Below are 11,454 nucleotides of genomic sequence, written 5' to 3' on the forward strand. Positions count from 1 at the left end.
TTCCGCCCCGGTCGAACCGGCTCGCGCCGGGCGCGCACCCCGCGCACCACCGGCCGGAACCTCGCCAGGGCAACGACCCCGCCACTACCCCGTCACCTCACTCGATCGGGTACATGCCCGCGTGTTTGCGAGACTGGGTCGGTGAGAAGTGCAGCCCCCGCACCGCGGGTCATCGCCGTCGTCGGTCCCACCGCGGCCGGAAAGTCCGATCTGGGCGTCGCCCTGGCCCGCCATTTCGACGGCGAGGTCGTCAACGCCGACTCCATGCAGCTCTACCGGGGGATGGACATCGGCACCGCCAAGCTGACGACCGAGGAGCGCGGCGGCGTCCCCCACCACCTCCTGGACATCTGGGACGTCACCGAGACCGCCAGCGTCGCCGAGTACCAGCGCCTCGCCCGCGCCGAGATCGACAAGCTGCTCGCCGCCGGCCGTACGCCCGTCCTCGTCGGCGGCTCCGGGCTGTACGTGCGCGGTGCCCTGGACGCCATGGAGTTCCCCGGCACCGACCCCGCCGTCCGGGCCCGCCTGGAGGAGGAGGCGGCCCTGCGCGGCCCCGGCGCCCTGCACGCCCGCCTCGCGGCCCTCGACCCGGCCGCGGCGCAGGCGATCCTGCCCTCCAACGCGCGCCGGATCGTGCGGGCCCTGGAGGTCATCGAGATCACCGGCAAGCCGTTCACCGCCAACCTGCCCGGTCACGAGTCCGTCTACGACACCGTCCAGATCGGTGTCGACGTCGGCCGCCCCGAGCTGGACGAGCGGATCACGCTGCGCGTGGACCGGATGTGGGAGGACGGCCTCGTCGAGGAGGTCCGCACCCTGGAGGCCGCCGGGCTGCGCGACGGCGTCACGGCCTCCCGCGCCCTGGGCTACCAGCAGGTGCTCGCCGCGCTCGCGGGGGAGTGCACCGAGGAGGAGGCCCGTGCCGAGACGGTCCGCGCCACCAAGCGGTTCGCCCGCCGCCAGGACTCCTGGTTCCGCCGCGACCCCCGGGTGCACTGGCTCAGCGGAGCGGCCGCCGACCGGGGGGAACTCCCCGGGCTCGCGCAGTCGTTGGTCGAACGAGCGGTCACAGCCTGATCACGTGATGGCATCGGGACGCTCCGAGCGGCAGTTCGGGGCCCGGGGCCGTGCCATCATCAAACTTCCACCGGTGTCGTCACCGGTGGTGAACGGCGGCGTACGAAGTCCGAGTGGGGAGGGCGCGTGGCGATGGAGGCCGGCCCTCGCGACACTGGGCGGGACGACTCCCGACGGGAAGCGGACCCGATGCTTCAAGGCGAGCTCGGCCTGCCCGCAGAACCGGCACGGCTGTCCCCGGACGGCCCCGACGCCCTCGCCGACGGCGGCCCGCAGGACATCTCCGGGCCCGAGTTCGAGGTCGAGCTGCGCCCGCAGCGCAAGCTGCGGATCTGGCAGATCGCCCCGATCGTGATGCTGGCGGCCGCCGGCTCGCTGATGTTCGCCTTCCCCCTCGCCTTCGAGTTCGGCGACGGCGGCGCCGTCGTGGCCATGCTGGGGCTGCTGATCAGCTGCTGCGCGGGCGGCTGGGGCATGATGGCCGCCCGCCGCGTCGGCTACACCTGGCCCGGCCTGCCCCCGCGCGGCTCCGGCCGGCTGCCGGACTGGCGGATCGCCGCGCTCTACGCCCTGGTCGCGCTGACGGTGGCGGCCCTGGCGGTGCTCCGGGTGGCCCGCCTGCGCTGAGCTCCGCGCGGCGGCGGACGCCCGCCCGCGGACGCCCGCCCGCCCGCGGTGACGGCCCCGTTACCATGGGCCCGTGACCAGCAGCCTCTCCTTCCTCAAGGGCCACGGGACCGAGAACGACTTCGTGATCGTTCCGGACCCGGACAACGCCGTCGACCTGCCCGCCGCCGCCGTCGCACGGCTGTGCGACCGCCGCGCCGGCATCGGTGCGGACGGCGTGCTGCACGTCGTACGGTCCGCCGCCCACCCCGAGGCCGCGCACCTGGCCGACGAGGCCGAGTGGTTCATGGACTACCGCAACAGCGACGGCTCCGTCGCCGAGATGTGCGGCAACGGCGTACGCGTCTTCGCCCGCTACCTCGAATACGCCGGCCACGTGGAGCCCGGGGACCTCGCCGTCGCCACCCGCGGCGGCGTCAAGCGGGTCCACCTCGACAAGGCCGGCGACGTCACCGTCTCCATGGGCCGCGCCGTCTTCCCCGAGGGCGAGGTCACCGTCGCCGTCGGGGACCACAACTGGCCTGCCCGCAACGTCAACATGGGCAACCCGCACGCCGTCGCCTTCGTCGACAGCCTCGACCAGGCCGGCGACCTGCTCGCGCCCCCGCCGTTCAGCCCCGCCGAGGCCTACCCCGACGGCGTCAACGTCGAGTTCGTCGTCGACCGCGGCCCCCGCCACGTCGCCATGCGGGTCCACGAGCGCGGCTCCGGCGAGACCCGCTCCTGCGGGACCGGCGCCTGCGCCGTCGCCGTCGCCGCCATCCGCCGCGACGGCGCCGACCCGGCCGTCACCGGCGAGAGCGCCCGGTACACCGTCGACCTGCCCGGCGGCACCCTCGTCATCACCGAGCACCCCGACGGCGCGATCGACATGACCGGACCGGCCGTCATCGTGGCCGCCGGAGAGTTCGACCCGGCCTGGCTCACCGAAACGGCTTTCGGCTGAAGATTCCCTCTCATGGGTGATCCGTTTCACGCTCAGCGAGAGCCGGACTGCGCCACGTGGTGGGGTCGGTAACATCAGGCACCGGCCCTGAGGGCTCACCCCATGCCCACCACCGCCGGTCGAAGCCGCCGGAGGTGCCCATGAGTGCAGAGGCCACGAACCCCGACGCACGCCCCGAGCTCCGCAGACGCGGCCGGGCCCGCCTGGATCTGCGCAGGCTAGGCCGCGCGGCGCTGCTCGGTCCCACCGCCCGGGACCGTCTCCCGGACGCCATCAGCCACGTCGCCGAGGCCCACCGCGCCCACCACCCGGACGCGGACCTCTCCGTACTGCGCCGGGCGTACATGCTCGCGGAGACCTCGCACCGCGGCCAGACGCGCAAGAGCGGCGAGCCGTACATCACCCACCCGCTCGCCGTGACCCTGATCCTCGCCGAACTCGGCGCCGAGACCACCACCTTGACCGCCTCGCTCCTCCACGACACCGTCGAGGACACCGAGGTGACCCTCGATCAGGTCCGCGCCGAGTTCGGCGACGAGGTCTGCTTCATCGTCGACGGCGTCACCAAGGTCGAGAAGATCGACTACGGCGCCGCCGCCGAGCCCGAGACCTTCCGCAAGATGCTCGTGGCCACCGGCAACGACGTCCGGGTCATGTCCATCAAGCTCGCGGACCGGCTGCACAACATGCGCACCCTGGGCGTGATGCGCCCGGAGAAACAGGAGCGCATCGCCAAGGTCACCCGCGACGTCCTCATCCCGCTCGCCGAACGCCTCGGCGTCCAGGCCCTCAAGACCGAGCTCGAAGACCTCGTCTTCGCGATCCTGCACCCCGAGGAGTACGAGCGCACGCGGGCCCTCATCGCCGCGCACGCCGGCGAGAACGACCCGCTGCCCGTCATCGCCGACTCCGTACGGACGGTACTGCGCGACGCGGGCATCCAGGCCGAAGTCCTCGTCCGGCCCCGGCACTTCGTCTCCATCCACCGCATCACCCTCAAGCGCGGCGAGCTGCGCGGCTCCGACTTCGGCCGGTTGCTCGTCCTGGTCGGCGAGAACGCCGACTGCTACGGAGTCCTGGGCGAGCTGCACACCTGCTTCACCCCGATCGTCTCGGAGTTCAAGGACTTCATCGCCGTACCCAAGTTCAACCTCTACCAGTCCCTGCACACCGCCGTCGCCACCCCGGACGGGGACATCGCCGAGGTCATCGTCCGCACCCGGCAGATGCACCGGGTCGCCGAGGCCGGCGTGGTCGCGCTCGGCAACCCGTACGCGATCACGACCGGCACACCCGGCACACCCGGCACGCCCGGCACGCCGGCCGCGACCGCCCCCGCCACCACCTCCACCGCCGGCTCCGGCTCCCTCGGCGACCCCGATGAGGAACGGGCCGACCCCACCCGCCCCGGCTGGCTGTCCCGGCTGCTGGACTGGCAGCAGTCCGCGATCGACCCCGACACCTTCTGGCGCTCGCTGCGCGCCGAGCTCGCCCAGGACCGCGAGATCACCGTCTTCCGCGCCGACGGCGGCACGCTGGGCCTGCCCGCCGGCGCCACCTGTATCGACGCGGCCTACGCCCAGCACGGCGAGGCCGCCCACGGCTGTATCGGCGCCCGTGTCAACGGGCGCCTGGTCTCCCTGGCCAGCGTGCTGGCCGACGGGGACACCGTGCAGCTGCTGCTCGGCAGCGACCCCGCCGCCGGCCCCGCTGCCGACTGGCTGGAGCACGCCCGTACCCCCGCCGCCCGGATCGCCATCAGCGGCTGGCTCCAGACCCATCCCGGCGGTGCGCAACCCGCCGACGCGGCCCCCCGGGCCCCGCTGACCGTCGTCAACCTGCGGCCCGGCGGCGGAAACGCCGTCGCCGACCTCCCCGACGCGCACGTCCGGCTCGCGGGCTGCTGCACCCCGGTACCGCCGGACGCCGTCGCCGGATTCGTCGTACGCGGCGGCGCGGTGACCGTGCACCGCGAGCAGTGCCCGGCCGTCGCGCAGATGCGGGCCCTGGGCCGGACCCCGGTCGCCGTGCACTGGCGGGCCACCGCCGACTGCCGGGTGACCCTGACCGCTGAATCGTTCGGCCGCCCCCACCTGCTGGCCGATCTGACCGAAGCCATCGCCCGGATGCGCGTTGAAGTCATCTCCGCCACCGTGGACCCGCCGGTCGAGGGCCGCGTCCGGCACACGTACACCCTCCACCTGCGCGACGCCACCACCCTGCCCGCCCTGATGCGCGCCATGCGGGACGTCCCCGGCGTGTACGACGTGAGCCGCGCGTAAGGGGCGACCGCTGCGGGCGGGCCGGGCCCGCGGCGCCCGCAGACCCCCGTACGGGTGGTTCCGCCGCGCGCCGTGGCCGGGCGCGGCGGGCCCCCTGGTAAGCGGTGGTGGATGCGCCTCACCTCCGCCCGCCTGCGCGCCGCTCTGCTCGCCGCGGCCTCCCTCACCCTCGTCGCCGCCGTGCTGCCGCCGCCGCAAGCACTGGGCATCGGCGACCGGCTGTTCCCCGCCCTCGGGAACCCCGGCTACGACGTCCTCGCCTACGACCTGTCCTTCACCTACACGAACAACACCACCCCGCTCGACGCCGTCACCGCCGTCCGCGCCCGCACCCTCACCGCCCTGGAGCGGGTCAACCTCGACTTCGCCCACGGCACGGTCGCCTCCGCCGAGGTCAACGGCGAGCCCGCCGCCTTCGAGAGCGTCGGCGAGGACCTCGTCCTCACCCCCCGCACCCCGCTCCCGCAGGGCGTGCCCCTGCACATCACCGTCCGGCACACCAGCGATCCGCGCGGGCGCGGCGACGGCGGCTGGGTGACCACCGAGGACGGCCTGGCCATGGCCAACCAGGCCGACGCCGCCCACCGGGTCTTCCCCTGCAACGACCACCCCGCCGACAAGGCCCTCTTCACCTTCCGGGTCACCGCCCCCGAGGGCACGACCGTCGTCGCCAACGGGCTGCCCGCGCTGCCCGCCCACCGGGCGGCCACCGCCGCGGCGGCCACCACCTGGACGTACCGCACCCACCACCCCATGGCCACCGAGCTGGCCCAGGTCTCCATCGGCGACTCCGCCGTCGTGCACCGCACCGGCCCGCACGGGCTGCCGATCCGCGACGTCGTCCCCGCCGCCGACCGCACCCGGCTCGAGCCCTGGCTGCGCAAGACCCCGGCGCAGCTGGAGTGGCTGGAGGAGCGCGTCGGCCGCTACCCCTTCGAGACGTACGGCGTGCTGATCGCCCGCGCCACCACCGGCTTCGAGCTGGAGACCCAGACGCTCTCCCTCTTCGAGCGCGGGATCTTCACGCAGGACGGCTACCCCGAGTGGTACGTCGAATCGATCATGGTGCACGAGCTCGCCCACCAGTGGTTCGGCGACAGCGTCACCCCGCGCACCTGGTCCGACCTGTGGCTGAACGAGGGCCACGCCACCTGGTACGAGGCCCTGTACGCCGACGGCCTCGGGAAGTACTCCCTGGAACGGCGCATGCGCGAGGCCTACCAGCGCTCCGACCAGTGGCGGGCGGCCGGCGGACCCCCGGCCGCGCCCAAGCCGGCCGCGCCCGGCGAGAAGATCGGCCTGTTCCGGCCCGTGGTCTACGACGGCTCCGCCCTGGTCCTCTACGCCCTGCGGCAGCAGATCGGCACGGCCGCCTTCGAACGGCTGGAGCGGCGCTGGGTCACCGAGCACGCCGATTCCGTCGCGGACACGGCGGACTTCGTCCGCATGGCCTCGCAGGAGGCGGGCACCGACCTGACCGCGTTCCTGGAGCCCTGGCTGTACGGGAAGACCACCCCGCCGATGCCCGGGCACCCGGAGTGGAGCGGGCAGCGGGCCGCGGGCAAGGAAGCGGGCGCCGAGAAAACGGTATGACGGCCGCAGAAGGGGCATGTCACCATCGAGAGGTGCGCGGGTGAGCGGTCCCCCTGGGGGAATCCCGGACCGGTGTGACACGTTGTACCCGTACGGCATCACCAGCTGTCCACCAGCGGTGCCGTACCGCACACCCATCGTGACCGAAACGACGTAAGGATCCAATGACCTCCTCTTCTTCCCCTTCACAGGACGCACAGAGCTTTACCGAGAGCCTTCGGGCCGATGCCCTGATGGAAGAGGACGTCGCCTGGAGCCACGAGATCGACGGGAACCGGGACGGCGATCAGTTCGACCGCTCCGACCGCGCCGCCCTGCGCCGCGTCGTGGGCCTCTCCACCGAGCTCGAGGACGTCACCGAGGTCGAGTACCGGCAGCTGCGCCTGGAACGCGTGGTGCTCGTCGGTGTCTGGACCTCGGGGACCGTCGCCGACGCGGAGAACTCCCTCGCGGAGCTCGCCGCCCTCGCCGAGACGGCGGGCGCCCTCGTCCTCGACGGTGTGATGCAGCGCCGCGACAAGCCGGACCCGGCCACCTTCATCGGTTCCGGCAAGGCCCGCGAGCTGCGTGACATCGTCGTCGAGAGCGGCGCCGACACCGTCGTCTGCGACGGTGAGCTCAGCCCCGGCCAGCTGATCGCGCTGGAGGACGTCGTCAAGGTCAAGGTGGTCGACCGGACCGCACTGATCCTCGACATCTTCGCCCAGCACGCCAAGTCCCGCGAGGGCAAGGCGCAGGTCGCCCTGGCGCAGATGCAGTACATGCTGCCGCGGCTGCGCGGCTGGGGTCAGTCGCTGTCCCGGCAGATGGGTGGCGGCGGCGGTGGCGGCATGGCCACCCGAGGCCCCGGTGAGACCAAGATCGAGACGGACCGGCGCCGGATCCGCGAGAAGATGGCGAAGATGCGCCGGGAGATCGCGGAGATGAAGACCGGCCGCGACCTCAAGCGGCAGGAACGGCGCCGCAACAAGGTGCCCTCGGTCGCCATCGCCGGCTACACCAACGCCGGCAAGTCCTCGCTGCTCAACCGCCTCACGGGCGCGGGCGTGCTGGTGGAGAACGCGCTGTTCGCCACCCTCGACCCGACCGTGCGCCGGGCCGAGACGCCGACCGGCCGGGTCTACACCCTGGCCGACACCGTCGGCTTCGTCCGGCACCTGCCCCACCACCTCGTCGAGGCGTTCCGCTCCACGATGGAGGAGGTCGGCGACTCCGACCTCATCCTGCACGTGGTCGACGGCGCGCACCCGGCACCGGAGGAGCAGCTGGCGGCCGTACGCGAGGTCATCCGCGAGGTCGGCGCGGTCGACGTGCCCGAGATCGTGGTGATCAACAAGGCGGACGCGGCGGACCCGCTCGTCCTGCAGCGCCTGCTGCGCATCGAGAAGCACTCCATCGCCGTCTCGGCCCGTACGGGCATGGGTATGGACGAGCTGCTCGCGCTGATCGACGCCGAGCTGCCGCGGCCCGAGGTCGAGGTCGAGGCACTGGTGCCGTACACGCGGGGCTCGCTGATCGCCCGGGCGCATGCCGAGGGCGAGGTCCTCTCCGAGGAGCACACTCCGGAGGGCACCCTGCTCAAGGCACGCGTCCACCAGGAACTGGCCGCGGACCTGGCTCCGTACGTGCCCGCCACGCGCTGAGCCCGCCGGGGCTGACCGGACGAAGAAGGGCGGTGCCCGCAGCCATGAGGCTGGGGGCACCGCCCTTCACGTATCGCGGCGCGCGCCGCGCGCCGTGTGGTGCGCCCGACGCTGCCCTAGCGGGCGAACTTCTTGCTGACGGCGTCGAAGACGCCCTTGGCCTCCGGACCCAGGCGCGGGCCGGCCAGCCAGCCCGCCTTCGCGGGACCGATCGAGGTGTTCGACACCAGTGCCGGCTTGCCGTCGGCGCCCGCCGCGACCCAGCCGCCGCCCGAGGAACCACCGGTCATCGTGCAGCCGATGCGGTACATCGCCGGGTCGGTCGCGTTCAGCGACAGCCGGCCGGGCTTGTCCGTGCACATGAAGGCGCGCTGGCCGTCGAAGGGCGCGGCCGCCGGGTAGCCGGTCGCCGTGATGCTCGCGACCTTCGGCGTGGCCGGGGCGTTGAACTCCACCGGGAGCGCCGAACCGACGGTCTCCTCCAGGGACTTGCCGCCGCCGCCCTTCTCCGGGGTCACGTGCAGCACCGCGAAGTCGTACGGGGCGCCCTGGCCACCGGTCGGACCGCCCTGGGCGATCCACTGGTTCGAGGTCTGCGCCCAGTCGCTCCACCACACGCCGTACGGCGCGACCTCGTCGCGCTTGGCACCCTTGAGCTGCGCCTGCGACTTGCCCGCGTTGTTGTACGACGGCACGAAGGCGATGTTGCGGTACCAGCCGCCCGACTTGCCCGCGTGCACGCAGTGGCCGGCGGTCCACACCATGTTGGACTTGCCGGGGTGCGCCGGGTCCTTGACGACGGTGGCCGAGCAGACCATCGAGCCCTCGGGGCCGTCGAAGAAGACCTTGCCGGCCTCCGGGACGTTCTGGTGGTACGGGGCGGCCGCGGCCTTGGCGGTCACCGGCGCCGGAGTGGGGTCGGAGACGCCCTGGTCCTTGCCGAGGTCCGGATCGGTGACCGGCTTGTCGGGACGCTGGGCGTCACGCATCCGGTCCGGGTCCCACAGGTCCTCGATGATCGGGTTGATGAAGTCGTTGGCCTCGCGCAGCCAGTCGTCCTTCTTCCAGTCCTTCCACGCACCCCCCTTCCACTTGTCCATGTCGATGCCGTGTTCCTTGAGCTTGTCCTTGAGGTGGTCCGGGATCTTGATCCCGTCCGCCCCGGACGGATTGCTCGCCGCCACGGTCGGCTTGGCGTCGCCGCCGGCCTCACCGTCGCCGGGCCCACAGGCCGCGGCGGTCAGCGCGAGCGCGGCCGCGCACAGGACCGCGGTGACCGGTCGGTTCGGTCGCATGTCGTGAATCCCCCATGTGGTGTTCGAGCGTGGAGTGCGGCATCCGGGCGGTACCCGGAGCGCAGCACCCCACTATGCCGCTGACGGCCAGGACGCCACAGCCCGGGGCCGCGGTTGCAAGGATCTTCGACCGGCCCGTGATCGGTCGCGGTCACCGTCGTTGGTACGTACGGGGGATGGGGCGCCGTAGTTCATGTGCGAGACGCAACTCACATGGGAGGACCGACAGTCGTGGCCGTGACGACCGAGCAGGCCGCAGCCGCGGCCCCCGACCTGCCCCCGGACCGACGCCCGGAGCCGCACGCTCCCCACCAGCCGCCGGGCCCGCCCTCCCTCCCCGCCCAGCCCGGCCCACCGAGCCCGGAGAACCGCCCCGGCCCACCGGGCCCCGAGAACCGCCCCGGCCCACCGGGCCCGGAGAACCGCCCCGGCACGCCAGGCCCGGAGAACCGGCCTGGCCCGCCCGCTCCGGCCGGCCGGGCCGGGGCAGCCGGTGCGGTGGTGCCGGCAGCGCGGAGCCTGGGACCGGAGGGCATCCTGCGCCGGCAGGCGCTGCGGGAGTCCGCGGCCCGGACCTACGCGCGCTCGCTGCCGATCGTCCCGGTGCGGGCCCGGGGCCTGACCATCGAGGGCGCGGACGGGCGCCGCTACCTCGACTGCCTCTCCGGCGCCGGCACCCTGGCCCTCGGACACAACCATCCCGTGGTCCTCGAAGCCATCCGCACGGTCCTCGACTCGGGCGCGCCGCTCCAGATCCTCGACCTCGCGACCCCGGTCAAGGACGCCTTCACCACCGAACTCTTCGCCAACCTGCCACCCGCCTTCGCCCAGAACGCCCGGATCCAGTTCTGCGGGCCCGCCGGCACGGACGCGGTCGAGGCCGCGCTCAAGCTCGTGCGCACCGCGACCGGCCGCACCGGACTGCTCGCCTTCAGCGGGGCCTACCACGGCATGACCGCCGGATCCCTGGCCGCGTCCGGCGGTGCCCCGGACGTCCGGGTGACCCGGCTGCCCTACCCCCAGGACTTCCGCTGCCCCTTCGGCGTCGGAGGTCCCGAGGGCGCGGCCCTCGGCGCCCGCTGGACCGAGAACCTCCTCGACGACCCCAAGGGCGGGGTTCCGGTGCCCGCCGGAATGATCCTCGAACCCGTCCAGGGCGAGGGCGGAGTCCTCCCCGCCCCGGACGCCTGGCTGCGCCGGATGCGCGAGATCACCGCCGCCCGGGGCATTCCGCTGATCGCCGACGAGGTCCAGACGGGCGTCGGACGCACCGGAGCCTTCTGGGGCGTCGACCACGCGGGCGTGATCCCGGACGTCATGGTCCTGTCCAAGGCCATCGGCGGCAGCCTCCCGCTCGCCGTGATCGTCTACCACCGCGACCTCGACACCTGGCGACCCGGAGCCCATGCGGGCACGTTCCGTGGCAACCAGCTCGCCATGGCCGCCGGCACCGCCACCCTCGCGTTCGTCCGTGAGAACCGCCTCGCCGAGCGCGCCGCCGACCTCGGCGAACGGATGCTCGCCGCCCTCCACGGCCTCGCCACCGGTCACCCGTGCGTCGGCGACGTCCGCGGCCGCGGCCTGATGATCGGCCTCGAACTCGTCGACCCGGAGGCCCCCGAGACCGACGCCGGCCGCGCCCCCGCCGCCCCGGCCCTCGCAGCCGCCGTCCGCCAGGAGTGCCTCGCCCGTGGCCTCATCGTCGAACTCGGAGGCCGCTACGCCAGCGTCGTCCGCCTCCTGCCTCCCCTCACCCTGACGGACGAACAGGCCGACGCCGTCCTCGACCGGCTCGCCGACGCCCTCGCCGCCGTCACCCACCCCCACTGACCCGCGCCCCACTGATCCGCGCCCCAAGGAACCCCGTGACCTCCTCTCCCGACCCCACAGGGCCAGCCCCCGAACCCACGCCGGGGCCCTCCGCCGCCTCCTCCCAGTCCGAGCCGTCCTCCGCACCCGCACCCACCCCCGCCCCACAGGCCGACACC

8 protein-coding genes are annotated in these 11,454 nt (G+C 73.5%); 7 read left to right on the forward strand and 1 reads right to left on the reverse strand.

Translation table 11 applies throughout. The features are described 5' to 3' along the window. Positions 1-141: 141 nt before the first annotated feature. The 6 genes from miaA (at position 142) to hflX (ending at position 8,171) form a co-directional block, all read left to right on the forward strand. Positions 142-1,080: a tRNA (adenosine(37)-N6)-dimethylallyltransferase MiaA gene (gene miaA, locus ACZ6KO_RS00250; protein ID WP_469298103.1), complete on the forward strand. Its 939-nt coding sequence runs from the start codon at positions 142-144 to the stop codon at positions 1,078-1,080. 132 nt (positions 1,081-1,212) lie between these two features. Further along, positions 1,213-1,707 carry a hypothetical protein gene (locus ACZ6KO_RS00255; RefSeq protein ID WP_469298105.1) on the forward strand — a complete coding sequence of 165 codons (495 nt, stop codon included), beginning with the start codon at positions 1,213-1,215 and terminating at the stop codon, positions 1,705-1,707. A 73-nt stretch (positions 1,708-1,780) separates the two neighbouring features. Continuing rightward, a complete protein-coding gene (gene dapF, locus ACZ6KO_RS00260) occupies positions 1,781-2,653 on the forward strand; it encodes a diaminopimelate epimerase (protein ID WP_469298107.1) in 873 nt (290 codons plus the stop codon). Positions 2,654-2,793: 140 nt separating this feature from the next. Beyond that, positions 2,794-4,935 carry a RelA/SpoT family protein gene (locus ACZ6KO_RS00265; protein WP_469298110.1) on the forward strand — a complete coding sequence of 714 codons (2,142 nt, stop codon included), beginning with the start codon at positions 2,794-2,796 and terminating at the stop codon, positions 4,933-4,935. Between the two features lie 111 nt (positions 4,936-5,046). Beyond that, positions 5,047-6,528: a M1 family metallopeptidase gene (locus ACZ6KO_RS00270; protein ID WP_469298112.1), complete on the forward strand. Its 1,482-nt coding sequence runs from the start codon at positions 5,047-5,049 to the stop codon at positions 6,526-6,528. 164 nt (positions 6,529-6,692) lie between these two features. Continuing rightward, the gene (gene hflX / locus ACZ6KO_RS00275; protein ID WP_469298114.1) at positions 6,693-8,171 is read left to right on the forward strand and encodes a GTPase HflX; all 1,479 of its coding nucleotides are present in this window, start codon (positions 6,693-6,695) and stop codon (positions 8,169-8,171) included. Positions 8,172-8,287: 116 nt separating this feature from the next. Here hflX and ACZ6KO_RS00280 read toward each other — a convergent pair whose 3' ends face one another. Beyond that, on the reverse strand, positions 8,288-9,466 hold the full coding sequence (locus ACZ6KO_RS00280; protein WP_469298116.1) for a trypsin-like serine peptidase: 1,179 nt from the start codon (positions 9,464-9,466) through the stop codon (positions 8,288-8,290). A gap of 501 nt (positions 9,467-9,967) precedes the next feature. Here ACZ6KO_RS00280 and ACZ6KO_RS00285 point away from each other — a divergent pair. Then, a complete protein-coding gene (locus tag ACZ6KO_RS00285) occupies positions 9,968-11,296 on the forward strand; it encodes a diaminobutyrate--2-oxoglutarate transaminase family protein (RefSeq protein WP_469298118.1) in 1,329 nt (442 codons plus the stop codon). Positions 11,297-11,454: the final 158 nt, after the last annotated feature.

The sequence above is a fragment of the Streptomyces sp. NPDC042102 genome (assembly GCF_055582305.1).